Genomic DNA, 26,046 nt, shown 5'->3' on the forward strand with positions numbered 1-26,046 from the left:
CCAACGCGTCGCATCCCCACCCGTGTCAGGAGACTTGCATGCTTGCCCGCACCTACGTCGTTGTCGCACTCGTCGGCCTGCTCGGCAGCGCCGGCATCCAGGCCGCCGATCTGGACGTGGGCGTCAGTGGCCTGCGTTCGCAACAAGGCAAGTTGCGCATTGCGGTGATCGCCTCACCCGCGCAGCTGGAGAGCGCACAGCCGCCGGTGCAGGCGCAAACGGTGCCGATCACCAGCGCTACACCGCACATCCAGTTCAAGAATCTTGCCCCCGGCCGCTACGCGGTGATGATCAATCACGACGAAAACGCCAACGGTAAGCTCGATACAAATCTGATCGGCATGCCGGTGGAAGGCTACGGCTTCAGCAACAATCCGCGCGCGATGCGCAAGCCGACCTTCGACGAGGCGGCGTTCGAGCTGCCGGCCGGCGGCAAGCGCATCAGCATCGAGATGCGCTGACAGCCCGCCCAGACGCGAGGACATCCGCATGCACCGACGCCCCTTCCTGCAGTCCCTGTTGGCCGCCACCGGCACTGCCGCGCTGGCCAGTTGGTCGCTGCGCAGCCTGCCGGCGCAGGCCATGGAGGCGGCGCAGTTCCATGCCGGCCTGCAGCGCGCACCGTGGCTGCTGGGCTGGCGCAGCGTCACCCAGGCGAGCCTGGGCCCTACCCGCGTGGCGCTGCAAGGCACGCTGCCCGAGGGCCTGGCCGGCAGCTTGTACCGCAACGGCCCGGCGTGGACCGAGCGCGCCGGCTTCCGCTACGACCACTGGTTCGACGGCGACGGCATGGTGCACCGCTGGCGGCTAGATGGCAGCCAGGTGCAGCACCACGCGCGCATGGTGGCCACCCACAAATTCACCCAAGAACAGCAGGCCGGCCGCTTCCTCTACCGTGCGGCCGGCACCGCGGTGCCGGACCAGCAGCCGGCCCGCAACAACGACGACGTCAACACCGCCAACACCTCGGTGGCGATGCTCAACGGCCGCCTGTTCGCGTTGTGGGAGGCAGGCTCGGCGATCGAGCTGGATCCCGATGCCCTGGGCACGCTCGGCCCGGTGACCTGGCGCGACGACCTGGCCGCGATGCCGTTTTCGGCGCACCCGCTGATCGACCGCGACGGCAGCGCCTGGAACTTCGGCTCGATCGGCGTGATCGGCGCCACCGGGGTGCTGATCTGGCACATCGGCGCCGATGCGGTGCTGCGCAGCGCGCAACTGCTGCAGACCGACACGCCAGGCTACCTGCACAGCTTTGCGATGACGCAGCGGCATCTGATCTTCGTGCTGGCACCCTACCGCCGGCTGGATGGCGAGGGCCCGTTCTTCGAGCAGATGCGCTTCACCCCCGACGCCGCGTGCCGGATTGCGGTGGTGCCCAAGGATGCGCTGGACCAACCGCGCTGGTTCGAGGCCGACTTCGCGGTGGCCTATCACTTCGCCGATGCCTACGAACACCGCAACCGTATCGTGGTGCGGGCGCTGGTCCACACCGATCCGGAGGAGGCGCGCTCGCCATTGCGGGCGGCGATGCACGGCGACCCGGCGGCCACGCCCTCACCGGTGCAGCTGCGCAGCCTGCACCTGGATCTGCGCAACGGCCGCGCGCGCTGGCAGGCGCATGCGGTGGACAACCTGGAATTGCCGACCTTCGATGCGCGTACGCCGGGCACGCGCGGCGCGCGGCTGTACGCGCCGTGCATCGACGGGCCGAACGCCTCGCCGTTCCTCAACGCGGTGGCCAGCTACGATCTGGACCGCGACCGTCGCCAGGTGCACCGCTACGGGCCGGACATGCTGGCCGAAGAACACGTGTTCGTGCCGCGCCCCGGCAGCGAGCGTCCCGACGACGGTTGGCTGGTCGGCACCGTGCTGGACACCACCCGTGCACGCACCGGCCTGATGGTGCTGGATGCACGCCACGTGGACGCCGGGCCGATCGCACAGGCGTGGTTGCCGTATGCGGTGCCGCTGGGATTTCATGGGCACTTTGCTGCAGCCGAGTGAGCCGGTGCGCTACCTCCCGTGATGCGGCAGGCTGAGCTGGCGCCTGTGATCGCTTTGCCCGCAGCCGCAATGCGTGCGCCGCCGGCGTAGTACGCCGAACTTGCCGCATTGGTCCATCTCGCCAGGCACCCGGCCTCGGCGTGCGGCTGCACCAGGCACGCTGTCGCGCGGTCCACCCGCCACACCGATGGTCTTACACTCAGCGGCTACCCCGCAGCTGCCGTGCGTCTTCGATGATCATTTCCGCCGCTTCCGATTACCGTGCCGCCGCGCAGGCACGCCTGCCGCCGTTCCTGTTTCACTACATCGATGGCGGCGCGTACGCCGAGCACACGCTGCGGCGCAATGTCGCCGATCTGGCCGATATCGCGCTGCGCCAGCGGGTGCTGCGCAATATGTCGGACCTGAGCCTGAGCACCGAGTTGTTCGGCGAGACGCTGGCGATGCCGGTGGCGTTGGCGCCGGTGGGGCTGACCGGCATGTACGCGCGCCGTGGCGAGGTGCAGGCGGCGCGTGCGGCGGCGGCGCGGGGGATTGCGTTTACGTTGTCCACGGTGTCGGTGTGCCCGATCGAAGAGGTGGCGCCGGCGATCGAGCGGCCGATGTGGTTCCAGCTCTACGTGCTCAAGGACCGCGGCTTCATGCGCAATGCGCTGGAGCGCGCCAAGGCGGCCGGAGTGACCACGCTGGTGTTCACCGTGGACATGCCCACGCCGGGCGCGCGCTACCGCGATGCGCACTCGGGCATGAGCGGGCCCAACGCGTCGCTGCGGCGCATGCTGCAGGCGGTGACGCATCCGCGCTGGGCCTGGGACGTGGGCTTGCTCGGCAAGCCGCACGATCTGGGCAATATCTCGGCGTACCGCGGCAGCCCGACGGGGTTGCAGGATTACATCGGCTGGCTGGGCGCCAATTTCGACCCGTCGATTTCGTGGAAGGATCTGGAATGGATCCGCGAATTCTGGACCGGGCCGATGGTGATCAAGGGCATCCTGGACCCGGACGATGCGCGCGACGCAGTGCGCTTCGGCGCCGACGGCATCGTGGTGTCCAACCATGGTGGCCGCCAGCTCGACGGCGTGCTGTCCAGTGCGCGGGCGTTGCCGGCGATTGCCGATGCGGTGAAAGGTGAGCTGAAGATCCTCGCCGATTCGGGCATCCGCAGCGGGCTGGATGTGGTGCGCATGCTGGCGCTGGGCGCCGATGCGGTGCTGCTGGGGCGTGCGTTCGTCTACGCGCTGGCGGCCGGTGGCCAGGCCGGTGTGGAGAATCTGCTGACCCTGATCGAACGCGAGATGCGCGTGGCGATGACCTTGACCGGCACGCGGTCGATTGCCGAGATCAGTGGCGATGCGTTGAGCAGGGTGACGCGGGAGAGTGCGGTTTCGCTTTGACGGGATTCGGGATTCGGGATGCGTCGGTAGCAGAGCGGATGATCTGGGGCTTGGCTGCAGGGCCCTTGTCCGCCCACCGTCGCGGGACACGCCGCAAGTACGTCCGTGTAGGCTCTTACGCGGCATCCATGCCGCGTAAGGTCCCGCGACGGTGGGCGGGCAAGGACCAGTCGAGTTGATCGGTGCGCATGGTTTTTAACAAAGCAGCCAGCAAACTTTCTAGTGCGGTGTCCTCACCGATTGCGGGACCGTGTGGCGGCATGGATGCCGCCACCGAGCCCCCAGGGATGGGTTCACGGCGTGTCCCGCAAGCGGCGAGGGCACCGCGCGCTCGACCACCAGGCTTTTGACCTCAGCTTCCGACTAAGAGCGGCCAACAAAACGTAGCGAGCGTTCGTCAGGTGGGGTGCGGACGGCGCGCTTAGAACCGGGGTGTACGAGTGGTAATGCCGATTCCGAACACAGGCCGCGCCCGGTGGGGGCTGTGCAGTAGGTTTGTTAGCCGCTCTTAGTTCTTATCGTTGCCCGTGGGCAAGTATTGCCGCAACGCCAACACCGATTCCCATGGATCTGCGCGTTGACGCTTGGCACGTTGCAAGGCCTTGTCCATCGGAAACGCATCGGGCCCGCTGATCTTGCCGAGTTCTTCCCAGCGCAGCGGCACGGCGACAGTGGCCTTGTCGCGGGCGCGTAGCGACCACGAACACACGCTGGTGCTGCCGCGCCCGTTGCGCAGCCAGTCGACGAAGATCACGCCGTGGCGTTTGGCCTTGCTCATGGTCGCCACGTAGCGGTCCGGCGTGTGCATTGCCAGTGCCTGTGCGAACGCTTCGCAGAAATCGCGCGCTTGCTCCCAGCCTGCCTCCGGCACGATCGGCACCACCACGTGCAGGCCCTTGCCGCCGGACAGGCGCACCGCGCTTTCCAGCCCTGCACTGCGCAGCTTGGCGCGGATGTCGCGCGCGGCGGCGACCACATCGGACCAGGACACAGCGTCGCCAGGGTCCAGGTCGAACACCAGCCGATCCGGATGTTCCGGGTCGTCTACCTGCGCGCCCCAGGGATGCAGCTCGAGGGTGTTCATTTGCACCAGCTCGAGCAGGCCGGCGACATCTTCGACGTAGATGTAGTCCTCGGTGCCGCTTTTTTGCTTTAGCGCAATCGCCTTGATATGCGCGCCCAGATGGCGACCTTCGTGCTTCTGGAAGAAGCAATCGCCACCGGCGCCATCGGGGCAGCGCAGCAGCGACAACGGGCGGCGGGCGATCTCCGCCAGCACCAGCGGTGCCACTGCGCGGTAGTAGTCAGCCACATCGCCCTTGCTGATACCGACCGCAGAAAACACTACGCGCTCGGGATGAGTGATGGTGATGCCGTCTGTGGGCGTGGATGTGGACGCAGTGGACCTGGACGCTGCGGATTTGGCTGCCCTGGATCCGGACGCTGCAGTCTTCGATATGGCGGTCGTCTTCGATGCCGTCGAACGCACGCGTTTGCTGGTTGTCCTGGTGGATGCTTCGACTGTCGTGTTGGCTGTTTTTTTTGTCGCCGTCTTGCGCGCAGGCGCAATGGCCGCCGTCGCACCGCCACTTTTGCCAGCAGCACGCGGCTTGCCCGGCGCGGCACGATCGCCGCCCAACTCGCTCATGGGTTTGTCCTCACGCAAACGCTTGAACGCGGCTTGTCGCAGCAGCCCTTCCTTGGCCCAACCGCGAAACGCCACCTCGGCGATCAACACCGGTCGCACCCAATGCACATCGCGTGGCCGCCCCGGGATGTGCGTGGGCAATTCCAGCGTGGCGGTGTCGCTATGCAGCGCCTGCAACAGTGTGGTGATCTTGCCCAGCAAGGCATCGTCGAAACCGGTGCCCACACGCCCGACATAGCGCAGCGTCTTGCCCTCGCGCTGCGCCATCAGCAATGCGCCAAAACCACTGCGTGCGCCCTTGGGATCGGTGTAACCCACCACCACAAACTCGTCGCTGTCTGCGTGCTTGGTCTTGACCCAATCGGCGCTGCGTCCTTCGCGATAAGGGGCGTCGGCGAGCTTGCTGACGATGCCTTCCCAGCCGGTGCCGGCGCTGGCCGCGAACACTTCCGGGCCGTGACCGATCACATGGTCGCTAAATGCCAGCGTGCCCGGTTGATCGCCCAGCAATTCGCGCAGCAATTGCTTGCGTTGCAGCAACGGGGTGCCGCGCAGATCCACCCCGGCGACCCCGAGCAGGTCGAACACGATGTAGCGCAGCGGTTGCGTGACGCTGCCATCGAGCGCCCGTTGCAGCGCCGAGAAATCGCTGCGCCCTTGCGCGTCCAGCACCACCAGCTCGCCATCCAGGCGCGCATCGCGCACTGGCAATGCCTGCAACGCGCGCACCACATCCGGAAAGCGCTGCGTCCAGGCCTGGTCGTTGCGTGAGCGCAACTGCACGTTTCCATCGACCATATCGGCCAGCAGGCGATAACCATCCCACTTGATCTCGTGCAACCAGCGCTCGCCCTCCGGGGCGTGCTCGCGCAGCAAGGTCAGTTGCGCGCGCAGCGCGGTTGGGCATGGCGCATCGCGCGCGCCGTCCAGCGCCAGGGCGCGGGTACGCCACTGTTTGGATTCTGCACGCCCTGAACGCACACGTTTGCTTGTCACTGTCGATGTCCCGGCGATTGCTTCTGGCGGCACACGTTGCGCACGGCTAGCCTTGCCGCGCGTTGTAACCGAGGCTGTCTTGGCACGCGTTGCCGAAGTTGCCACACCCGATGCGCCGGCTGACTGCTGCGCCACCAGCGCATCGGCATCCAGATCGGCCGCGTAGGCATCGGTGCGCTTGAACAGCAGCCACTGCGGTTTGCCGCCACGCATTTGCGTGCGCACCAACGCAAAGCCACCGCGCAGCAGCGTGCCCTGCAACTCGAATTCCAGCTTGCCCGCCTCCAGCGCCGCCAACGCATCGCCTTCGCAATGCCAATGGCCGTGGTCGAAGACATCCACATGCCCGGCGCCGTAATGGCCTTGCGGGATATCGCCTTCGAAGCTGGCGTACGACAACGGATGATCTTCCACCTGCACCGCCAGGCGTTTTTCACCGGCGCGCAACGATGGCCCCTTCGGCACGGCCCAACTCTTGAGCACGCCGTCGGCTTCCAGACGGAAGTCGTAATGGCGCGAGCTGGCGTGGTGCAGCTGCACGACGAAGATCGGTTGTGTGTTGGCGCGCGCAGGCGTCTCGCCGGCCGGTTCCGGTGTCTGGTCGAAGCGGCGCTTGGCGTTGTAGTCGTGCAGTGACATGGGCCGGGCCTATCCGGCCTTGCGGCGCGGGGGCGCTTTCGCGGCCGCTGTTTTGGTCGGCTTGCTCGCAGTCTTTTTGGTGGCCTTCTTGGCCGCCTTCTTGGTTGCGGTTTTCTTGGCAGGCGCCGCTGCCGGCGCACTGCTTTTCTTGGCCGGCGTGCGTGTATTGGCTTGCAGGCTCTTCTGCAGCAGCGACATGAAATCGACCACGTTGGTGGTGGCGTCTTCGTGCTGCGGCGGCTCGATGTCCACCTTGGTGGTGCCGCCCTTTTCCTGGATGCGCTTGCGCAGCAGCTGCTCCAGCTTGCCGCGGAATTCGTCGTGATACTCCTCCGGCTGCCAGGTGCCGGACATCGACTCGATCAGCTGTTTGGCCATCTCCTGTTCCTTGGGCGTGATGCGGTATTCGCCCACCGCGCCGGCCGGCAGCTTGAAGTCCTGCGGGTCCACCACTTCCTGCTGGTAGCGCAGCAGCAACAGGATCAGCGCATCGCCCTGCGGCATCACCGCAGCCAGATATTCACGCGTGCGGATGACCACCTTGGCAATGCCCACCTTGCCGGTGTCGCGTAGCGTTTCGCGCAGCAGCACATAGCCTTTTTCGGCTTTCTTGCCGGGCACCAGGATGTAGGGCTTTTCGAAATAGCGCGGGTCGATGTCGGCGGCATCGACAAAGGTTTCCACCTCCACCGTCTCGTGGCTTTCCGGCGAGGCGGAGCGGATGTCCTGCTCCTCGACGATCACGTAGCTGCCCTTGTCGTATTCGAACGCCTTGACGATCTCCTTCCACGGCACCTCGTCGCCGGTGTCGGCATTGACGCGCTCGAAGCGGATCGGCTTCTTGTCACGCGAATCGAGCATGCGGAAATGCAGATCCACCTTGCGCTCGCCCGACATCAACGACACCGGCACATTGAGCAAGCCGAACGAGAGGGTTCCGGTCCAGATCGGTCTTGCCATCGGCGTGTGACTCCGGGTGCTGTTGGGTAGCACATAGCTGTAACGCCGGCGCCGTGAGCCATGCGTGAGCCATCCGCATGGCGCGACTGCATGCTCTTCACTCCGCGCGCGGTGAACTGCTGGCCCATCTTGGATACAGGAGAACATCATGTCCCGCGACCCACTGCGCGAGCAACCGACCCAACCCGGCGAACAGCACGGCAAGCGCGATGCCGAACATTACGAAGACCGCGGCGCAGGCGATGCGCCAGACAAGCTGATTCCGGCCGATGGCGACACCCCGGCCAAGACGCCAGGCACCGCGCGGTCGGCCGCGACAGACCGCTGAAAACATCTAACTGCAACAAAGCGCAGGCGTGCAGCCCCTTGTCCGATGCCGTCCCCGAGCCGCGCTACCCGCGCCTGGCCGCCAGTGTGGCGATCAGCCGCGCTGATCAGCCCTATGCCCGCCCTGCCTCCTGCAGGCGGGCGAACTCGTCATCGGCAAACAGACGCGAGCGCACCAGAAAGCGCACGCCCTCGCCGTTTTCCAGCGAGAACATGCCGCCGCGCCCCGGCACCACATCGATGATCAATTGGGTGTGCTTCCAGTACTCGAACTGCGAGGCGCTGATATAGAACGGCGCACCGCCGATCTCGCCCAGCAGCACGTCGCGATCGCCGACGATGAAATCGCCCACCGGAAAGCACATCGGCGAGGAACCATCACAGCAGCCGCCGGATTGATGGAACAGCACATCGCCATGCCGCGCGCGCAGCGTGTCGATCAACTGCAACGCCGCCAAGGTGGCCATGACCTGCAGCGGCATCTCCGGTTGCGTGGGGGATTGCGTGGTGTGGTGCATCGTCGGCCTCGTGCAGCCGCATCAGGCCGCCCTGTCAGTCACGATACGCCTCTCACGTTGCTGCGCGCATGCGTTCTCCGGGGAGTGTCACGCGGCCGTGCTGCAAGGTGCAGCCCGACCTACGCGGCTGCGCCGATTGGACAACTGTCGTGGCGGGGAGCTGCCTGCTGTCCGATGCGGCACGCTGCGGCGCTGCTTGAAGCGCCGCCTCATCAGAGGTTACGGGCTTAGATCTTGATGAAATTGTGCGCAGACAAGGCACCGAACGGCAACGAGGCGAGCCGGCCGCCGACCTCCAGCGAGCCCAGATCTGCCGCGAAGAAGCCGGCAGCTTCGATGATCTTGCGAACCTCGGCCTTGGCGTCTGCGTCATCGCCCGAATAGAACAGGACACGCTTGCCGCCGGCAACCTCTGGCTCTGGCAGCACGTTGACGTCGAGGTGGTTGAATGCCTTGACCACGCGTGCACCCGGAACGAACTGGCTCAACACTTCGCTGGAATGTTTGTCACCCAGATCGACCGCCTTGATGCCGTAGGCGGCAAGCGGATTGCTGGGGTCCTTCGCATCTTCCGAATTCGGGTCCAGGAATTCGACCGGATTGGTGCCGTCGACCACGATGCGGCCGTCCCATGCCGGCAGGCTGCCCAGGACGCTCTCGATATCGCTCCAGCGGATCGCCGCGAAGACGATATCGGCACTCGCCGCTTCCGCCGTGGTACCCGCCGTGATCGACGGGCCCAGCTCCTGCACCAGCGCGGCCAGCGAGTCGGGGCCGCGGCTATTGGAAATGGTGGCCGAAATTCCGTGCTTGGCGAGCGCACGTGCAATGTTGGAGCCGAGGGCGCCGGAACCGATGATACCGATACTCATGATGTTCTCCTGATAAGACGTTGGGGTTGAAAGCAAAGGGCCGCCGGCGCCACATGGGCCGATCGGGTGTTGAGGCATCGAACGTACAAACAGCTCTTTAATATAATTGTGTCACTTACTCTATTACATTTATTAGCAAAACTTCACCAAACCAGCGGGATCGAAAACTTTCCAAGCCGTGCCACCTCTGCTGCGACCGACGCAATACTGGTTTTTGCCAGCTCCGCTTCAAGCGCCTTGCGTGCCCGCGCCAGCGGCGGGCCAAGCGCTTCGAGGATGTTTCCGCCGACTGCGCAGTTCTCGCAAGGTGGCGTTCGATGCGTAGGGAACAACTCGGTATCCTCGACGGCCTGATAGACGTCCAGCAGCCGTATCGTCTTCGCCTGCCTGGCAAGCAGGGCGCCGCCGCCCGCCCCGAGCTGCGAACGGGTCAGGCCGGCCTCGGCCAGACGCGACAACAACGAGCGCACCACGACCGGCCCGGTATTGGCCGAGTACGCCAGATCTTCGGAGCGCAGCGGTTTGCCATCGCTGACGGCCAGTGCCGTCAGGATGTGGACCGCAACGACGAAGCGGGTGCTGGTGGGCATGTCGGCCTGCTTGTGAATGTGTGTAACTAACATTACAACACACTTATCGCGCTGTCAACACGTCTGTGCCGCGCGTGCTGGCGCATTGCTTGAGCGGATCGATCATCCAGCGCCCCGCAGGCCCGGGGGCGCGGCATTGCGGTAGGTCGATGGAGCCGAAACCTGTAATGGGCAACACATGGCTAGTCAAGCAGTGTCTCCTCAAACAAGTGGCCGTGTCGCCATCACTGCGCACGATGGCGATGGATACATCACTGCTGCAGCGTCACTGCAGCAACGGCGACGCTGCGCAGGCTAATCATGAGAGGCCAAAACGATGCCGTGCCGCGCAGCAGCCGCTTTCATCCGCGCTATTTCGGCGGCATCCACGGCAGGTGGCGGGCCGTCGTTAGTAACAGGCTGCCCGGACTCGCGGAAGAAATCTTCAATTCCTCCAGGGGTGAAACCCAGCAAGATGCGGCTCGGGGTACTGGCCGTGTTTCGGAAGTGATGCATGATGCCGCGCGGCCCGAAGGCGAAGCCGCCCGGCCCCACCGAGTGCACCGCATCGCCGATATGGATTTCGAACGTACCATCGAGCACGAACCAGAATTCGTCCTCGTTGGTATGGATATGCGGCGGCGGACCATTGCCGGGTGAAGTGAGACATTCGACCACCGTGTAACTGCCGTCGGTAGTTGCTGCGGTGGCCTTGAAGATCAAGGTGTCGGCGACGAACCACACGCGTTCGCCTTCGCCGGCATCAACCGAAAAACCATTCGCCATGCTTGCTTGAAGCTCGTTCATCGAATGCTCTTTGTTGAGTAAATGGGTACTGGCCGATGCCGGTCAGCCCTGGAATACCGGAACCGGGCCGGCAGCGCGATGCACCGGCAGACGCGCCTGGAGTTCTGCAATTCGTCGCTCGCCAGCGTCCAATGCAGCGCGGTTGGTATGCACCGAATAATTGCCCATCACCAGCGCATGCGGATGCGGCACCGCCGAGGCGATGACAAAGCGCGCACCGTCTGGCGAGGCGATCAGCTCGATCGCGCCTATGCCATCGAAGATCGCCATCTGGCCGCGCCTGACCTGTTGGTCGCAGGCGACCGCCCCGTGGCTGACCGCAAGCCAGGCCACGTCCTGCCCGGCAGGTGGCGTATACGTCCAGGCTTGGCCGGCACTCAACGTCACCATTAGATAGGTGATGCCTGACGGCGAGCGCACTGGGCTTGTCTTGCCCTCGTAATGCCCAAGGATGACGACAGCCGGCCCCGTGATCGGCATGACCGACCCCTCATGGTGCATCTCCTCGTTGGCCCTGCCTGCCGCTGCTTGGCGCAATGACAGGCGGCCATGGCTCTGTCAACAGATCAGTAATTGAGGATCGGCATCAGCTTCTGGCCGTTGACGCTGGTCCAGTCCACTGCCAGCTCGGCGATGATCTGGTCGACCGTGGTGATGACTGCACCTGCATTTTCCATGCGACGCAGGGCGAGGTCGTCGCCGTACTTGGTACCTGAGGCCGATGCATCCGCCGATACCTGGACCTCGTAGCCTTCTTCGAGCATCTGCAGCACTGGGAACAGCACGCAAATCTCGGTGGTGATACCGGCCACGAACAGCTTCTTGCGGCCAAGTGCCTTGACCGCGTCATTGAAGCCCTGATGGTGCATCGCATTGACGATGCCCGGACGCTTGACGCGTGCAGCATGGGCTGCGGGCAGGATTTCTTCCAGCTCGGCCATCAGAGGACCCGGAGCACGGTCTTCCATACTGGTGGTCAGCAGCACCGGGATTTCCAGCGCTGCGGCGATCTTGGCCAGCTTTACGGTGTTGGACTTGACCAGGTTCAGGTCGTGCGAGTGTGTGAATGCCATCGTGCCGAGCTGGTGATCGATCAGCAACATGGCGGCATTTTCGGGGGTGAAAGCAGTGCTGTGCATGTAGGTCTCTAGATCCGGAAGGGGCAGAGCGAAAGCCGACCCAGGTGACCAATCAAATTGGATATGGCGTCGGGTGTGCTTGCTGCCCGGGAAATATAGTCACGCACCTGACCGCCCGGTAGTCGCGCGGGCCGCACTTGTCTGTCGCCAAAACCGAAACACGCCAGGCCGGTGACGGCCTAGCGAACTCCCTTCAAACAGACACGCGATAGCGCTTCCCTATCGTCAGCAGTCGTCCTGGGACGCGTTGAAATGCGCGATCAGCATGTCGGTGAACGTTGTCACCTTACGGGTAGGATTTGCACCCGGTGGACGCACCACGAACACGCCGATATCGACCAGCCGGTGCTGCTTCATCACCGGCACCAAGCGACCGGCGGCCAACGACTTGCGGATCAGAAAGTCGGGGAGTGCGGCCACGCCCAGCCCCGCCAGTACAGCAGAGGTCAGTGCATGGCCACTGTCCGCCTTGTACCGGCCTTGCGGCCGGAACGCGTGTTGCTTGCCTGCGTCGACGAACTGCCAGTTTTCGGTGCCTTGCAACAGCGCCTCATGCGTGGCGAGTTCCTCAAACGTTTCAGGCGACCCGTGCGTGCGCACATAATCCGGGCTGGCGACGATCCAGGTCTTTACTAGGCCCACCCGTCGCGCCTGCAGCGAGGAATCGGGCAACTGCCCGATGCGCACAGCGCAATCGAAGCCTTCGCCAACGATGTCGACAAAGTGATCGGAGTGACTGGTGCTAATCCGCAGCGCAGGGTTTTGGCGTGCCAGTTCTATCAAAACGGGCGCCAGATGCGATGGGCCGAGTGAAACCGGCACCGAGACCCGGAACAGCCCACGCAGATCGCCGGCAGGAAGAATGGCGTCGCGCGCGGCTTCCATTTCTGCCACTGCGGTCGCGGCATGCTCAAGGAGGATCGAACCGGCATCGGTAAGCGCCGCACCGCGCGTGGTCCGCGCGATCAGCTGGGTGCCGAGCTCGTCTTCGAGCCGGGCCAGCCGGCGGCTGACGATCGATTTGGAAACCGCCAGCCGCCGCGCGGCGTGCGAGATGCCGCCGGCCTTGGCGATCTCCACGAACGTTTGCAGATCCTCGATATCCATACAGTTCCTCGACCTTGCCAGATGTGGTCAGCGTTGCGCCGATCGGGTGATAGGGGGCGGCGTCGACCAACGATGGCGATGCTGTCGAGCACAACATGGAGCTGTTGCTCCACAAGACAAGAGTGGCACCGCCGGTGTGCCGACGATGCCACTCTTGGGCTATGCGTGTTGCCAAAAGCGACAACTCTCAGAAAAACCCAAGTGCCTTCGGCGAATAGCTCACCAGCAGATTCTTGGTCTGCTGATAATGGTCGAGCATCATCTTGTGATTTTCGCGGCCGATGCCCGACTGCTTGTAACCGCCGAACGCGGCATGCGCCGGATAGGCGTGGTAACAGTTGGTCCACACGCGCCCGGCCTGGATCGCGCGGCCCATGCGGTACAGGCGTGAAGCATCGCGACTCCACACGCCTGCGCCCAGGCCGTAGAGCGTGTCGTTGGCGATCGCCAGCGCCTCGGCCTCGTCCTTGAAGGTGGTCACCGACACCACCGGGCCGAAGATCTCTTCCTGGAACACGCGCATCTTGTTGTGGCCCTTGAACACGGTTGGCTTGACGTAGAAGCCATCGGCCAACTCGCCATCGAGCGTGTTGCGCTCGCCACCGATCAATACTTCGGCGCCTTCCTGTCTGCCGATATCGATGTAGGCCAGAATCTTTTCCAGCTGCTCGCTGGAAGCCTGCGCGCCGACCATGGTGTTGGGATCGAGTGGGTTGCCTTGCTTGATCGCCGCCACGCGTGCGAGCGCTTTTTCCATGAACTTGTCGTAGATCGCTTCCTGGATCAGCGCGCGCGAGGGGCAGGTGCACACCTCGCCCTGATTGAAGGCGAACAGCACGAAGCCTTCCACTGCCTTGTCAAGAAAATCGTCGTCTTCGGCCATCACATCGGCAAAGAAGATGTTGGGCGATTTACCACCCAGCTCCAGCGTCACCGGGATCAGGTTCTGGCTGGCGTACTGCATGATCAGCCGGCCGGTAGTGGTTTCGCCGGTGAAGGCGATCTTGGCGATGCGCGGGTTGCTGGCCAGCGGCTTGCCCGCTTCCAGACCGAAGCCATTGACCACGTTGAGCACGCCGGGCGGCAACAGGTCGCCGATGACTTCCATCAACACCAGGATCGATGCCGGTGTCTGCTCGGCCGGCTTTATCACCACGCAGTTGCCGGCGGCCAGCGCCGGTGCCAGTTTCCAGCACGCCATCAGCAGCGGAAAATTCCACGGAATGATCTGCACGACCACGCCCAACGGTTCGTGGAAGTGATAGGCGATGGTATCGCTGTCGATCTCGGAAATGCCGCCTTCCTGCGCGCGAATGGCACCAGCGAAATAGCGGAAGTGATCCACGCACAACGGCACATCGGCGTTGAGCGTTTCGCGCACCGGTTTGCCGTTGTCCCAGGTCTCGGCGTAGGCGAGCAGTTCCAGATTCTGCTCGATGCGGTCGGCGATCTTGAGCAACACGTTGGCGCGGTCGGTGGTGGAGGTCTTGCCCCATGCCTCCTTGGCCGCATGCGCCGCATCCAGCGCCGCTTCGATGTCCTGCGCGTTGGAGCGCGCGATCGAGGTGAACACCTTGCCGCTGATCGGCGTGGTGTTGTCGAAGTATTGGCCGCTCGCCGGCGCCACCCACGCACCGCCAATAAAGTTGTCGTAGCGCGGTTTGAAAATCGAGGTCGGGTCGGTATTCAACGGCTTGGTGGAGGGAAGCGCATTCATCATGGTCTCCTGCTGCGATGGTCCGATGCGAACAGTGTATACCCGCGCAAGTGATAGCGCAATGTCATGTCATGCGCTGTTGCGCTGCGTCATTGCGGCACAGCCGTCCTTATCGTACGCAGCTGTGGAAAGTGCGCTGCAGCGCATCATTGCGTGCACTGAGATAACTGGTGCCCGGCTTGCTGCGTGCAGCACTCGCAACGTGCGACACGATGCGCCGCAAGCAGCTGTGCACGCTCATCTCAGCCGCGCGGTGCGGCCGGCTTGAAGAACCCGGGATCCGCCATGGCGGCATCACAGTCTTGCACCTGCTTGAATTGGTAATCCAGCAACCGCCAACCGGCGTTTGCCGACGACGACATCCATCGGTACTTCCATTGATGGCGAATACCGACGCCACACGCATCAATGCCGACCTCATCACCGCTATGACCACGCACAGGGAAGGCAACCTCTGTGCTGGTCAGATCCGTGCGCCGATCGGCTCCTGGCGCGTGCGTGAAGTAGCTGGTCCGCACCTGGCCTAATTCGGCGGCGCTTGCCGGAGGCTTTAGCCTGGACGGCTGCTCCAGCAACCAGCGATGCACTTGCGCCACCGCCGGACTATTTGCCGGATAGGTGCGCGTCACACGCAAATCGCCCTGTTCCGCAGGCGTAGCGGCACTGGCCAACAGGCTGTTCGTGCCAAACACCGCAATCGACATTGCTGCCAAGAACTTCATCACGTGCTCCATGCATTGTGTGAGAGGACCGAGCGTAGCACGCACCTCACAACCGGCTAACCGCGGGCCCTGCAGCGATGTCGTGCCACTTAGTGGTTGCACTGATAAGTGTCATGCAGAGCTGGTTGCGTGCCATGCAACTCACAGGCATGCACTACTCCCAACCAAGCACACCGACCATCTCCACTGGTCCTTGCCCGCTCACCGTCGCGGGACCTTACGCGGCATGGATGCCGCGTAAGAGCCTACATGGACGTACTTGCGGCGTGTCCCGCGATGGTGGGCGGGCAAGGGCCCTGCAACCAAGCCCCAGATCAGCGCTTTGCACCCGCACGCACGCACCGCACAGCGATCAGATCCAGACGTCGTTGTCTGCGGTGTAGGCGCCGCCCGCATCGCCGGTATTGACCACGCCGCGCGGCTCCACCAGCAACACGCTGCATTCCTGTTCCGCCACCGGCCGGTGTTCGACACCCTTGGGCACCACATGCATCTGCCCGGCCGACAGCGCCACCACGCCATCGCGAAACTCGATCGACATGTTGCCGTCCAGCACGATGAACACCTCGTCCGTGTCCGCATGCTGATGCCACACGAAGGCGCCTTGCAGCTTGACCAGCTTGAACTGGTAGTCGTTCATTTCCGCCACGACACGCGGGGACCAGTGCTGCGACAGCAGGGCGAGCTTGTCGCTGAAATCGATCGGGGCGTAGCGCGTGTTCAACGGAAACATCCTTGTGGCGGGAATTCGCCTGCAAGCTTAGTGCATCGTATTGCGCACAGTCACTGCTGCAGAGTGCGGCGCATTGCAGCGACGCTCAATCAACAACGCGACCGGTTTGCCCGGCGCGATGCGCGCTCATGCACACGCAGTGCGGGTCTCTGCCGCGCGCCACGCTTGCACGGCGGCGCTGACCTGCGCACCGTGACTGGCGCTGACATCGCGCGCGACAAAGGCGTGCGGCTGCCATTGCACCTGCGCAGCAAGTCGTGCGCAGGCGGCATGTCCGTCTGCCAGCACATCGGCCTGCTCGGTTGCGTTCAATGCCAGCAGGAGCGAGAAGCCGGTGGCCGAGATCGCGCAGTTGATGTCCAGCCAGTAGCGGTTGTCCTCGTGCAGGAGAAACCAGTCTGCGGGGGCGTGATCGATGACGATCATGGTGGGGCCTGGGGTGGTGTTGGAGATGCAATTGCGCTGCTGTGGCCGTTGCGTGGCGACGCGCGTGTTATCGGGAAGGCTTCGTCGCGCCCGGGGGCGCTCCTACGGGCAATGTGCGTATCGTTGGATGCGCACCGCCTGCCGGTAACTCAGCCGCCGAAATCCCACTGCAGCCCCACCGTATAGGTGCGGTCCGGACCCGGCTCGTAATAGCGTCCGTTGCCGTCGTTGACGATGACAGAGCCGACGTAGTGCCGATCCAGCACGTTGTCGATGCGCGCGAAGGTGCGCAGCCCGCCCAGCGTGGTGGTCCAGCTCCGGGACGCTTCCAGATTGACCAGCGCATAGCCCGGTGCGCGTTCGGTAGCCAGGTCGTTGACCACGGTGGCGTCGGAGGCCACCGTTTCGGCGGCGAACTGCCATTGCATCGGCTGCCACTGCCAGCGTGCGAACAGCTGCTGACGCGGCACACCCGGCAGGCGCGCGCCGCTGGCCACTGGTGCGGTGGGTGTGGCGCAGCCGCTGCTGGCGCAGGTGAGATAGCCATCGCGCACGGTGGCATCGACGAAGGTATAGGCCAGCTGCACTTGCTGGGTGTCGCCCACCGGTTGATTCCAGCTCAGCTCCGCGCCCTGGCGGCGGGTGGCGCCGATGTTGCGGTAGGTGCTGCGGCCATTGGTGTTACTGGCCACCGCCAGTTCGTCGTCGGTGTCAGCGCGGAACAGCGCGAGTTCCACCGCCGCGCCGCTTTGCGCGCGCCACTTGCTGCCGACTTCGTAGTTGCGGCTGGTCGCCGCGCCCAGATCCAGCGCCAGGCCGGCGCCGCCATCGCTGCGATACCCCAGTTCGTTGAAGGTGGGCGTTTCGAAGCCGCGTCCCACCGAGGCGTAGAAACGCAGGTCGTCGGCGGCGCGAAACACGATGCCGGCCACCGGCGTGGTCGCCGAATAATCGCGCCGGCCGCTGTCGTCGGGATTGCGCCCAACGATGTAGCGGTCGTCCGAGTCGAAGCGCACTTCGCTGTGGCGCACGCCCAGCAACGTCGACCAGCGATCGCTCCATTGCCACCACAGCTGCGCGAACTGGTCCACGTTCTCGACCTGGTCGCGCTGGTTACGACGCAGCGCGCCCTTGACCCCAAGCGTGTCGCCGACGAAGTTCTCGTAACCGGTGCGGTGCTGACGCTGGCGATCGACATTGGCGCCCACGGTCAGTTGCAGCGGCCGGCCCAACGCGTCGCCCTGCCAGGCCCAACGCGCGTCGGCACCTTCGTAATTGCTGTCCAGATCGATCAGCCCACCCGAATGCAGCGGATTGCGCTGCACCGCCACCGGGATCGCCAGATACTGCTCCACGCTGCGCTGCCCGCCGTAGGCCATCAGCCGCAGCGTCTGGCTGTCGAACTGCTGGGTGAAGATGGCCCCGGCCTGCGATTGGCGCACCGATTTGCGGGTATTGAACTGGGTGGCCACCGCCGTGGCCTGGGCCGGGTCGGCAGTGAACTGGGCGCGGGTCAGCCCGAGCGGGTCCTGCGCATCCGGTGCGTCCAGATAGTTGAGCACCAGGTCCAGCCGGCGGCCCTCGGCCAGATCGAAGCCGAGCTTGGCGTTGACCGAATCGCGCCTGGCGCGGCTATGGGCGCGGAAGCCGTCGGTTTCGAAGTGATTGGCGGCCAGGTTGTAGTGCACCGCGCCCTGCTGGCCGAGCAATTGCGCGCCCACGTTGACGGTGGCGTTGCTGCCGTAGGTGGCACGCAGCCGCCAGGGGTCGTTTGGGGCGCCGTCGGCGCTCCACAGTTGCAGCACGCCGCCGGAGGAGTTGCCGTACAGCGCCGAGAACGGCCCGCGCAGCACCTCCACCCGCTCGGCGCCCAGCACGTTGAAGTGCGAGAGCTGGCCCTGCCCATCGGGCATGCTGGCCGGGATGCCGTCCACCAGCAGGCGCACGCCGCGCACGCCGAAGGTGGAGCGCGCACCGAAGCCGCGGATCGATAGCTGGGTGTCCTGGGCGTAGTTCTGGCGGTCGCGCGCCACCAGGCCGGGGATGCCGTCGAGCAGCTCGGACACCTGCGCGCCGCGGCGGTTGTCGTCGTCGGCCGCCACCACGGTGAACGAGGCCGGCAGGTCGAAGTCATCCACCCCGTGCACGCGCGCGGCGTCCACCTGCACGGTGGGCAAGCGCTGGATCGGTGTGGACGACGGCGCCGTGTCGGCGGCCAGGGCGAGCGGCGCGGCGCTCGTGGCGAACAGGCCGCACGCGGCGGCCAACAAGGTGAGTCTGGGCATGGGCGTAGTGTCCCTCATCCGTACTGCGGGCGCATTGTTGCGTACGGAACGAAGCATGCTACGCCCGCCATAGGCTGCTACGATGAAGTGGTTTGGCCCAGCCGCGGTCAAGCACCCGGAAGTCCCTCACTCTTTCGTCCTTCAGCGAGTCATGCCGTGTCCTTCTTTGCAAACGTGGAACAGGTTCCAGGCGACCCCATCCTGGGCCTGACCGAGGCCTACAACGCCGATAGCCGCCCCAACAAGGTCAATCTGGGCGTGGGCATCTATTACGACGAAAACGGGCGCATCCCGCTGTTGCGCGCCGTGCACAAGATCGAGCAGCAGCTCGCGCTGGAGGCCAAACCGCGCGGCTACCTGCCCATCGACGGCCTGGCCGCCTACGACAAGGCCACCCAGGAGCTGTTGTTCGGCGCCGAGTCGGCGCTGGTGGCCTCCGGCCGCGTGGCGACCTCGCAGACCGTCGGCGGCAGCGGCGCCTTGCGCGTGGGCGCGGACCTGCTCAAGAAGCTGCTGCCCACCTCCACCATCGCCATCAGCAACCCGAGCTGGGAAAACCATCGCGCGGTGTTCGGCGCGGCCGGCTTCGAGGTCGTGGACTACACCTATTTCGATGCCGCCAGCCATGGGCTGAACTTCGACGGCATGCTCGCCGATCTGGCAAAACTCGAGCCGGGCACGGTGGTGCTGTTGCACGCCTGCTGCCACAACCCGACCGGCGCCGACCTGACCAAGGAGCAATGGAAGCAGGTCGCCGGCGTGTTGAAGGAGCGCAACCTGTTCCCGTTCGTCGACATCGCCTACCAGGGTTTCGACAAGGGCATCGAGGCCGATGCGTACGCGGTGCGCCTGCTCGCCGCCGAAGGCATCGACAGCTACGTGGTCGCCAGTTCCTACTCCAAGTCGTTCTCGCTGTATGGCGAGCGCGTGGGCGCGTTGTCGGTGGTCTCGGCCACGGCGGCCGAAGCCAAGGCCGTGCAGTCGCAGGTCAAGCGCATCATCCGCACGATCTACTCCAGCCCGTCCACGCACGGCGCCGCGCTGGTGGCCGGCGTGCTGACCAGCCCGGAGCTGCGCGATCTGTGGGAGCAGGAACTCACCGAAATGCGCGAGCGCATCCACGCCCTGCGCGCGGGCCTGGTCGCCAAGCTCGCCACGCTGGGCGCGCCGGAGTTCGACTTCATCCAGCGCCAGGCCGGCATGTTCTCGTACTCGGGCCTGACCAGGACCCAGGTCGACCGCCTGCGCGACGAGTTCGCGATTTACGCCGTCGGCACCGGCCGCATCTGCGTGGCCGCGCTGAGCCAGCGCAACCTGGAATACGTGGCACAGGCGGTGGCCACCGTCAGCCGCATGTAAGCGCCGCAGTTGGGTGAAACGCACAAACCGGGAGCGCGCGAGCCTCCCGGTTTTTTGTGCTTGTTCGCCGCCCTTGCAGCCGCGCAGAGACGCTCAAACCGCCAGTGGTACCTGCCGGTAGCCCATGTTGTCGGCAACACATTCGCGCACGTTCGATCAGGTTTGCTGCAAAACGCGCATCAAGTGATCGAAATCTAACGGCGCAATGGCGACAATGGCGGACCACTTCCTACACAGGCTGCCCGCCCCCATGTCGCGTCCCTCGCTGACCCGCTTCCTGATCGAAGAGCAACACGCCGGCCGTATCGATGCGGAATTGCGCCAGCTGATCACCATCGTCTCGCGCGCCTGCAAGCGCATTTCCATCGCCGTGAGCAAGGGCGCCCTGGGCGGCGTGCTTGGCGATGCCGGCACCGGCAACGTGCAGGGCGAGGCGCAGAAGAAGCTCGACGTGCTGAGCAACGACATCCTGCTCGAAGCCAACGCCTGGGGTGGCCATCTGGCCGCGTGCGCGTCCGAAGAGATGGACCACAGCCAGCCGGTGCCCGACCAGTACCCCAGCGGCGACTTCCTGCTGCTGTTCGACCCGCTCGATGGCAGCTCCAACATCGACGTCAACGTCTCGGTGGGCACCATCTTCTCGGTGCTGCGCGCCCCCGAGGGCACCGACAAGCCCGGCGACGAACACTTCCTGCAGCCGGGCACCAAGCAGGTCGCCGCCGGCTACTGCATCTACGGCCCCAGCACCATGCTGGTGCTCACGCTCGGCCACGGCACCCACGCCTTCACCCTGGAGCGCGAGGAAGGCAGCTTCCTGCTGACGCAAGCCAATATGCGCGTGCCAGAGGACACCGCCGAATACGCCATCAACATGTCCAACCAGCGCCACTGGGAACCGGCCATGCAGGCCTATGTGGGCGATCTGCTGGCCGGCAAGGACGGCACGCGCAGCAAGGACTTCAACATGCGCTGGATCGCCAGCATGGTCGCCGACGTGCACCGCATCCTCACCCGCGGCGGCATCTTCATCTACCCCTGGGACAAGAAGGACGCATCCAAGCCCGGCAAGCTGCGCCTGATGTACGAAGCCAACCCGATGAGCATGCTGGTGGAACAGGCCGGCGGCGCGGCGACCACGGGGCGCGAGCGCATTCTCGACATCCAGCCCACACAACTGCATCAGCGTGTGCCGGTGTTCTTGGGATCGAAGAATGAGGTGGCTGAGGCGACGCGGTATCACCTGGATGCGGATAAGGCGCAGGGCTGAGGTTTTGGCTTAGCGACCAGCAATGCCGATTTACTCAAGACACCCGCCGAGTGCGGGTGTCTTTGCGTGTGGCGCAGGTCGATTGCCCAGCCAATGATTCATTGGAGCAGCGAACGCTGTGCCAACAGCCACATCGTGCAGTCAGTTGACTCACCACCGGGCGGCGGGGAGTATCGCCCTCGGGCCGGAGTGGGACGGTCTACGGGAAGTCGATCTCTACGCGCAATGCCTTGCAAGCAGTCGCCTGACTGCCCGCAGGGATCACATATCGATAAGGGAATTCTCATGAAAACCGCATGCGTTGCACTGGTGGCTGCCGTCATGTTGCAAGCCACACCCGCCTTCTCCGCATCAACCGCAACCTCGCCACTGGTCGGAACCTGGCTGCTGGACACCAGCAGCCTGCCGATGCCAGCAGCGGTACGACCCAAACGTGTCGTCCTGGAGTTCAAACAGGTTCCAGGCAACAAGTGGGCCACCAGCGCCGAGATCATCGAACACGACAACAAGACGCTGCAGGCCCAATCCACGCTGTTGCTGGACGGCACGCCGGGCAAGGCATCCGGCACCTACCTGGTCGATCGTGCCGCCGTCAAAATGCCCGAGCCGGGCGTGCTGGTCATGCAGTTGATGTATCGAGGCGTGCCGGCATCCACACGCACCTATACGGTCAGCGCCGACGGCAAGGTCATGACCGAGATCGAAGCCTACTTCAAGGACGGCAACCCGATGATGCGCACGGCGTATTTCAAGCGCGCGCAACGTCAGAGCAAGTAAGCGACATCGCGTCGCGCCGCATCATGGCGCGACGCGATGTTTGAGAAGACCTCGCAATGCGACGGCAGGCCTTTCACGCTGCGTTGTCCGCCTGGCACAAGTGAAAAGGCGCAGGAGATCCCCGTGAGGGAAATGATGTGCAGACAGGCGTGATGACGGCGCCCGCACCCGCATTGGAGAACTGGCGTGTTGATTTCGAGTACGACGTTCATTGCGATGCGGCCGGCATGACGCGGCCGCTTCAGCGCACGGCGCTCTTGCCAGCCATGGCACGGATGGCGAAGGCGGGCTTGAAGATTCTCGCCGTCTCGATCTACGCCTGCCTTACCGCGTCGGTTTTCAGCGGCATTATCCTATTCATCGTGGCACTTATTTTCGGCGGTGCTGATGCTGCAGGCGGCGGCCTTCTGTCTGGCTTTTTTGGTATCTCGTTCGTCATGGGTTTGCCTGTATTTCTGGTTGTGGGCGTTCCGGTATTGCACTTGATTCCCAGGCTGAAGCACGCGCATCCCCGCTACGCGGCCCTGGCCGGGGCAATCAGCGCGGCGATCGTGGACTGTTGCCTTTATTGGCTTGGCAATTCCCCGGAGCTAACCCATTCCTCGTGGGCGACGCTATTCTTTGGATCCACCATCGTCTGGGCCGCATTCGCCGGCGGGCTGTATCAATACACCAGGAAATTGCCGTAAAACGCGCAGCTGCGGCGTCTGGTTGTGGTGTTCCTTGCGGCGCACGCCAAACGCAAGACATGCTGGACTGAAGGATGTCGCGCGGCGCAGGGTGCCGCCATGCGCATTCGCGTGGCACGCGCTTGACCAGCCAGCTTTCGATCCATGGCGCGAACCGATGACCACATGTTGCATGCCAGGGCACGTTGCCGCACACGCTTCCATCGACAGTCAAGCTGCGGTAGTTGTGCATTCGTGGGCGCAACAGGCGCGCACCAGCCCCGGCAACCGCGCCCAACCGCATAGCGACACGCGCTGCCGCTGCCTTGGCGGTAGCCGCGCGCCGAGCGAGATGCCGTGCGTCATCGGTCTCCACACCGCACGCGCTCACCTGGCACAGCACGCTGGTGGCCACGTCTCGGTACGCCGCCGCGTCGCCGCCTGGAACCAGACGCCGCCACTGTCCTCTTGACCGCCAACGCCCACACCGGCCAGTCTCGGGGCTGGCACGGCGGGGGTCGTGTCGCGCGCCTTCAATGGAGAACCGCCCTGGACCGTCGTACCTTCCTCACCCTGTCGGGCATCGGCGCTGCCGGCTTGCTGTTGCCGAACATGCGCCTGATCGCCGCCGAACAGTTGCTCACGCCCAACGATGCCGCGCGCAGCAGGCGCTTGTCCGACACCGCGCTGACCGCCGCCAAGGCGGCAGGTGCGAGCTATTGCGATGTGCGCGTGGGCCGGTATCTACGCCAGTTCGTGATCACCCGCGAGGCACAGGTGGAGAACGTGGTCAACGCCGAATCCAGCGGCGTGGGCGTGCGCGTGCTGGCCGATGGTGCGTGGGGCTTTGCGGCCACCAATACGCTCACCAGCGATGGCGTGGCCACTGCCACGCGGCAGGCAGTGGCGATCGCCAAGGCCAACGCACGGCTGGGCGGTGCTCCGGTGCAGCTGGCACCGGTGACGCCGGCCGGGCAGGTCAGCTGGAGGACGCCGATCCGGAAGAATGCGATGGAAGTGCCCCTGCAGGACAAGGTGGCGCTGCTGATGGACGTCAATGCGGCCGCGCTCAACGCCGGCGCCACCTTCGTGGCCTCGCGCATGTTTGCCATCAACGAGCAAAAATACTTCGCCAGCAGCGATGGCTCCTATATCGATCAGGATGTGCACCGGCTGTGGCTGCCCTTCACCGTCACCGCGGTGGACAAGGCCAGCGGGAAGTTCCGCACCCGCGACGGGCTGTCTTCGCCGATGGGCATGGGCTACGAATATCTCGATGGCGACGCCAGCCAGAAGCACCAGTTGCCTGGCGGACTCATCGGCTACGGCCATCGCTACGACGCGCGCGAAGATGCGATTGCTGCCGCCAGACAGGCGCGCGCCAAACTCACCGCACCCTCGGTGAAGGCCGGCAAATACGATCTGGTGATCGACCCGAGCAATCTGTTCCTCACCATCCACGAGTCGGTGGGCCACCCGCTCGAGCTCGATCGTGTGCTCGGCTACGAGGCCAACTACGCCGGCACCAGCTTCGCCACGCTGGACAAGCGCGATGCCGGGTTCCGCTGGGGCAGCGATGCGGTGACCTTCGTCGCCGACCGCACCCAGCCCGGCAGCCTGGGCACGGTCGGCTACGACGATGAGGGCGTCAAGAGCAAGCAGTGGGAGCTGGTGAAGGACGGCATCCTGGTCGATTACCAATGCACACGCGATCAGGCGCATCTGCTCGGCAAGACCGCCTCCGACGGCTGCAGCTATGCCGACTCCTGGTCCAGCGTGCAGTTCCAGCGCATGCCCAATGTGTCGCTGGCCGCAGGCAAACAACCGCTTGGCGTTGCCGAGATGATCAAGAACGTGGAGCGCGGGTTGTATATCCACGGGCGCGGTTCGTATTCGATCGACCAGCAGCGCTACAACGCGCAGTTCGGCGGGCAGCTGTTCTACGAGATCGAGAACGGCCAGGTCACGCGGCTGGTGGAAGACGGTGCCTATCAAATCCGCACGCCGGAATTCTGGAATGCCTGCAGCGCAGTCTGCGATCAACGCGACTTCCGCCTGGGCGGCTCGTTCTTCGATGGCAAGGGCCAACCCAGCCAGGTGTCGGCGGTATCGCACGGGTCGTCCACCGCACGCTTCGATGGCATCAACGTGATCAATACCGCGCGTTCGTTGGGCTGAGAGCTGCCAACAAACGGTTTGTAGGTCGCTTTGTTAGAGCTGTCCTGGTTGCAAGTAGACACACCTCCAATCTCAACGAGTCGTTGCGTCGTTTAGGTGCGATCAAAAGCTTGGTCAGTCGAGTGCGCGGTGCCCTCGCCGCTCGCGGGACACGCCGCAAGTACGTCCATGTAGGCTCGGTGGCGGCATCCATGCCGCCACACGGTCCCATAATCGGCGAGGACACCGCACCAGAGAGTTTGTCGGTAGCTTTTTTTAAGCCTGCAGGTTGATCGTCTTGGGTTGCGAAGATGATCCGACGCGGGGTTATTCAAACAGCACCCGTCACGTCTTGCTTGCAACCATGCACACCGACCATCTGGACTGGTCCTTGCCCGCCCACCGTCGCGGGACCTTACGCGGCATGGATGCCGCGTAAGAGCCTACAGGGACGTACTTGCGGCGTGTCCCGCGATGGTGGGCGGGCAAGGACCCTGCAGCGAAGTTGCAGCCCTATTGCCCTGCTGCTGAAGCGTCTGCATTGTTCAATCAGCTCATAGCAACAAAGACATCGAGTTATGGTGTCGTTTAGATACATTCAAACGCTGTAGGTCAAAAGCATGGTCAATCGAGTGCGCGGTGCCCTCGCCGCTCGCGGGACACGCCGCAAGTACGTCCATGTAGGCTCGGTGGCGGCATCCATGCCGCCACACGGTCCCACAATCGGCGAGGACACCGCACCAGAAAGTGAGTCGGTTACTTTGTTGAAAGCCTGCCTATTGATCTCGTTGCGTTGCGAAGCTGATCGGACGCGCAGTCATCCAGACAGCGCACGTCATGCCTTGCAACCGTGCATTCCGACCATCTCGACTGGTCCTTGCCCGCCCACCGTCGCGGGACCTTACGCGGCATGGATGTCGCGTAAGAGCCTACAGGGACGTACTTGCGGCGT

Annotated in this window: 23 protein-coding genes and 1 other RNA gene; 9 read left to right on the plus strand and 15 right to left on the minus strand. The window is 64.4% G+C overall.

Translation table 11 applies throughout. The annotated features are described in order from the left end of the window. Positions 1–38 precede the first annotated feature (38 nt). From NYR97_RS07795 to lldD, 3 genes are all read left to right on the plus strand, one after another. Positions 39–461, plus strand: a complete 423-nt coding sequence (locus NYR97_RS07795; RefSeq protein WP_316697403.1) for a DUF2141 domain-containing protein — start codon at positions 39–41, stop codon at positions 459–461. A gap of 28 nt (positions 462–489) precedes the next feature. Beyond that, complete coding sequence (locus tag NYR97_RS07800; protein ID WP_316697404.1) at positions 490–2,007, plus strand: carotenoid oxygenase family protein; 1,518 nt, start codon at positions 490–492, stop codon at positions 2,005–2,007. 233 nt (positions 2,008–2,240) lie between these two features. Then, a complete protein-coding gene (gene lldD, locus NYR97_RS07805) occupies positions 2,241–3,401 on the plus strand; it encodes an FMN-dependent L-lactate dehydrogenase LldD (protein WP_316697405.1) in 1,161 nt (386 codons plus the stop codon). A gap of 371 nt (positions 3,402–3,772) precedes the next feature. On the opposite strand, the gene NYR97_RS07810 is transcribed toward lldD, so the two are convergent. The 3 genes from NYR97_RS07810 to ku all read right to left on the minus strand — a co-directional run bounded on the left by NYR97_RS07810 (position 3,773) and on the right by ku (position 7,644). Further along, a non-coding RNA gene (locus NYR97_RS07810) (sX9 sRNA) lies at positions 3,773–3,849 on the minus strand. Positions 3,850–3,909: 60 nt separating this feature from the next. Beyond that, positions 3,910–6,684: a DNA ligase D gene (gene ligD / locus NYR97_RS07815; RefSeq protein ID WP_316697407.1), complete on the minus strand. Its 2,775-nt coding sequence runs from the start codon at positions 6,682–6,684 to the stop codon at positions 3,910–3,912. A 9-nt stretch (positions 6,685–6,693) separates the two neighbouring features. Continuing rightward, the gene (ku, locus tag NYR97_RS07820) at positions 6,694–7,644 is read right to left on the minus strand and encodes a non-homologous end joining protein Ku (protein WP_316697408.1); all 951 of its coding nucleotides are present in this window, start codon (positions 7,642–7,644) and stop codon (positions 6,694–6,696) included. 148 nt (positions 7,645–7,792) lie between these two features. On the opposite strand from ku, the gene NYR97_RS07825 reads away from it, so the two are divergent. Next, a complete protein-coding gene (locus NYR97_RS07825) occupies positions 7,793–7,972 on the plus strand; it encodes a hypothetical protein (RefSeq protein WP_316697409.1) in 180 nt (59 codons plus the stop codon). Positions 7,973–8,084: 112 nt separating this feature from the next. Here NYR97_RS07825 and NYR97_RS07830 read toward each other — a convergent pair whose 3' ends face one another. The 12 genes from NYR97_RS07830 to NYR97_RS07885 form a co-directional block, all read right to left on the minus strand. Further along, entirely contained in the window at positions 8,085–8,489 is a 405-nt protein-coding gene (locus NYR97_RS07830; protein ID WP_316697410.1) for a DUF779 domain-containing protein, read from the minus strand. A gap of 227 nt (positions 8,490–8,716) precedes the next feature. Further along, on the minus strand, positions 8,717–9,361 hold the full coding sequence (locus NYR97_RS07835; protein WP_316697411.1) for an NADPH-dependent F420 reductase: 645 nt from the start codon (positions 9,359–9,361) through the stop codon (positions 8,717–8,719). A 143-nt stretch (positions 9,362–9,504) separates the two neighbouring features. Next, positions 9,505–9,951: an Rrf2 family transcriptional regulator gene (locus NYR97_RS07840; protein WP_168959197.1), complete on the minus strand. Its 447-nt coding sequence runs from the start codon at positions 9,949–9,951 to the stop codon at positions 9,505–9,507. Between the two features lie 294 nt (positions 9,952–10,245). Beyond that, a complete protein-coding gene (locus NYR97_RS07845) occupies positions 10,246–10,737 on the minus strand; it encodes a cupin domain-containing protein (RefSeq protein ID WP_205393173.1) in 492 nt (163 codons plus the stop codon). A 42-nt stretch (positions 10,738–10,779) separates the two neighbouring features. Continuing rightward, positions 10,780–11,217, minus strand: coding sequence for a cupin domain-containing protein (locus NYR97_RS07850; protein WP_316697412.1), 438 nt, complete (start codon positions 11,215–11,217; stop codon positions 10,780–10,782). Positions 11,218–11,303: 86 nt separating this feature from the next. After that, complete coding sequence (locus NYR97_RS07855) at positions 11,304–11,876, minus strand: isochorismatase family protein (protein WP_205393171.1); 573 nt, start codon at positions 11,874–11,876, stop codon at positions 11,304–11,306. Positions 11,877–12,101: 225 nt separating this feature from the next. After that, complete coding sequence (locus NYR97_RS07860; protein ID WP_205393170.1) at positions 12,102–12,983, minus strand: LysR family transcriptional regulator; 882 nt, start codon at positions 12,981–12,983, stop codon at positions 12,102–12,104. A 187-nt stretch (positions 12,984–13,170) separates the two neighbouring features. Beyond that, complete coding sequence (gene adh / locus NYR97_RS07865) at positions 13,171–14,700, minus strand: aldehyde dehydrogenase (protein ID WP_316697414.1); 1,530 nt, start codon at positions 14,698–14,700, stop codon at positions 13,171–13,173. A 242-nt stretch (positions 14,701–14,942) separates the two neighbouring features. Then, the gene (locus NYR97_RS07870; protein ID WP_316697415.1) at positions 14,943–15,422 is read right to left on the minus strand and encodes a hypothetical protein; all 480 of its coding nucleotides are present in this window, start codon (positions 15,420–15,422) and stop codon (positions 14,943–14,945) included. A 352-nt stretch (positions 15,423–15,774) separates the two neighbouring features. Further along, positions 15,775–16,155: a cupin domain-containing protein gene (locus tag NYR97_RS07875; RefSeq protein ID WP_006450226.1), complete on the minus strand. Its 381-nt coding sequence runs from the start codon at positions 16,153–16,155 to the stop codon at positions 15,775–15,777. Between the two features lie 126 nt (positions 16,156–16,281). Continuing rightward, on the minus strand, positions 16,282–16,581 hold the full coding sequence (locus NYR97_RS07880; RefSeq protein WP_316697416.1) for a hypothetical protein: 300 nt from the start codon (positions 16,579–16,581) through the stop codon (positions 16,282–16,284). Positions 16,582–16,730: 149 nt separating this feature from the next. Continuing rightward, positions 16,731–18,866 (minus strand): TonB-dependent receptor family protein, encoded by a 2,136-nt coding sequence (locus NYR97_RS07885; protein WP_316697417.1) that lies wholly within the window; start codon positions 18,864–18,866, stop codon positions 16,731–16,733. A 156-nt stretch (positions 18,867–19,022) separates the two neighbouring features. On the opposite strand from NYR97_RS07885, the gene NYR97_RS07890 reads away from it, so the two are divergent. The 5 genes from NYR97_RS07890 (at position 19,023) to NYR97_RS07910 (ending at position 25,115) form a co-directional block, all read left to right on the plus strand. Beyond that, the gene (locus NYR97_RS07890) at positions 19,023–20,225 is read left to right on the plus strand and encodes an amino acid aminotransferase (protein WP_205393165.1); all 1,203 of its coding nucleotides are present in this window, start codon (positions 19,023–19,025) and stop codon (positions 20,223–20,225) included. A gap of 250 nt (positions 20,226–20,475) precedes the next feature. Beyond that, on the plus strand, positions 20,476–21,492 hold the full coding sequence (locus tag NYR97_RS07895; RefSeq protein WP_316697419.1) for a class 1 fructose-bisphosphatase: 1,017 nt from the start codon (positions 20,476–20,478) through the stop codon (positions 21,490–21,492). Positions 21,493–21,801: 309 nt separating this feature from the next. After that, positions 21,802–22,269, plus strand: a complete 468-nt coding sequence (locus tag NYR97_RS07900) for a LuxR family transcriptional regulator (RefSeq protein WP_316698086.1) — start codon at positions 21,802–21,804, stop codon at positions 22,267–22,269. 227 nt (positions 22,270–22,496) lie between these two features. Beyond that, a complete protein-coding gene (locus tag NYR97_RS07905; RefSeq protein ID WP_316698088.1) occupies positions 22,497–22,958 on the plus strand; it encodes a hypothetical protein in 462 nt (153 codons plus the stop codon). A 528-nt stretch (positions 22,959–23,486) separates the two neighbouring features. Next, positions 23,487–25,115 carry a TldD/PmbA family protein gene (locus NYR97_RS07910; RefSeq protein ID WP_316698090.1) on the plus strand — a complete coding sequence of 543 codons (1,629 nt, stop codon included), beginning with the start codon at positions 23,487–23,489 and terminating at the stop codon, positions 25,113–25,115. Positions 25,116–26,046 lie beyond the last annotated feature (931 nt).

Origin of the sequence: Xanthomonas hydrangeae (assembly GCF_032697525.1) — a bacterium.
Taxonomy (GTDB): domain Bacteria; phylum Pseudomonadota; class Gammaproteobacteria; order Xanthomonadales; family Xanthomonadaceae; genus Xanthomonas; species Xanthomonas hydrangeae.

Excerpts from the sequence above, each read along its gene's own strand:
- NYR97_RS07840 (WP_168959197.1), bottom strand. The coding sequence starts at position 9,951 with ATGCCCACCAGCACCCGCTTCGTCGTTGCGGTCCACATCCTGACGGCA.
- NYR97_RS07845 (WP_205393173.1), bottom strand. The coding sequence starts at position 10,737 with ATGAACGAGCTTCAAGCAAGCATGGCGAATGGTTTTTCGGTTGATGCC.
- NYR97_RS07860 (WP_205393170.1), bottom strand. The coding sequence starts at position 12,983 with ATGGATATCGAGGATCTGCAAACGTTCGTGGAGATCGCCAAGGCCGGC.
- NYR97_RS07835 (WP_316697411.1), bottom strand. The coding sequence starts at position 9,361 with ATGAGTATCGGTATCATCGGTTCCGGCGCCCTCGGCTCCAACATTGCA.
- NYR97_RS07800 (WP_316697404.1), top strand. The coding sequence starts at position 490 with ATGCACCGACGCCCCTTCCTGCAGTCCCTGTTGGCCGCCACCGGCACT.
- NYR97_RS07885 (WP_316697417.1), bottom strand. The coding sequence starts at position 18,866 with ATGCCCAGACTCACCTTGTTGGCCGCCGCGTGCGGCCTGTTCGCCACG.
- NYR97_RS07905 (WP_316698088.1), top strand. The coding sequence starts at position 22,497 with ATGACGCGGCCGCTTCAGCGCACGGCGCTCTTGCCAGCCATGGCACGG.
- NYR97_RS07880 (WP_316697416.1), bottom strand. The coding sequence starts at position 16,581 with ATGATCGTCATCGATCACGCCCCCGCAGACTGGTTTCTCCTGCACGAG.
- adh (WP_316697414.1), bottom strand. The coding sequence starts at position 14,700 with ATGAATGCGCTTCCCTCCACCAAGCCGTTGAATACCGACCCGACCTCG.
- NYR97_RS07875 (WP_006450226.1), bottom strand. The coding sequence starts at position 16,155 with ATGTTTCCGTTGAACACGCGCTACGCCCCGATCGATTTCAGCGACAAG.
- NYR97_RS07795 (WP_316697403.1), top strand. The coding sequence starts at position 39 with ATGCTTGCCCGCACCTACGTCGTTGTCGCACTCGTCGGCCTGCTCGGC.
- NYR97_RS07855 (WP_205393171.1), bottom strand. The coding sequence starts at position 11,876 with ATGCACAGCACTGCTTTCACCCCCGAAAATGCCGCCATGTTGCTGATC.
- NYR97_RS07825 (WP_316697409.1), top strand. The coding sequence starts at position 7,793 with ATGTCCCGCGACCCACTGCGCGAGCAACCGACCCAACCCGGCGAACAG.
- NYR97_RS07870 (WP_316697415.1), bottom strand. The coding sequence starts at position 15,422 with ATGAAGTTCTTGGCAGCAATGTCGATTGCGGTGTTTGGCACGAACAGC.
- NYR97_RS07895 (WP_316697419.1), top strand. The coding sequence starts at position 20,476 with ATGTCGCGTCCCTCGCTGACCCGCTTCCTGATCGAAGAGCAACACGCC.
- NYR97_RS07850 (WP_316697412.1), bottom strand. The coding sequence starts at position 11,217 with ATGCCGATCACGGGGCCGGCTGTCGTCATCCTTGGGCATTACGAGGGC.
- NYR97_RS07830 (WP_316697410.1), bottom strand. The coding sequence starts at position 8,489 with ATGCACCACACCACGCAATCCCCCACGCAACCGGAGATGCCGCTGCAG.
- ku (WP_316697408.1), bottom strand. The coding sequence starts at position 7,644 with ATGGCAAGACCGATCTGGACCGGAACCCTCTCGTTCGGCTTGCTCAAT.
- ligD (WP_316697407.1), bottom strand. The coding sequence starts at position 6,684 with ATGTCACTGCACGACTACAACGCCAAGCGCCGCTTCGACCAGACACCG.
- lldD (WP_316697405.1), top strand. The coding sequence starts at position 2,241 with ATGATCATTTCCGCCGCTTCCGATTACCGTGCCGCCGCGCAGGCACGC.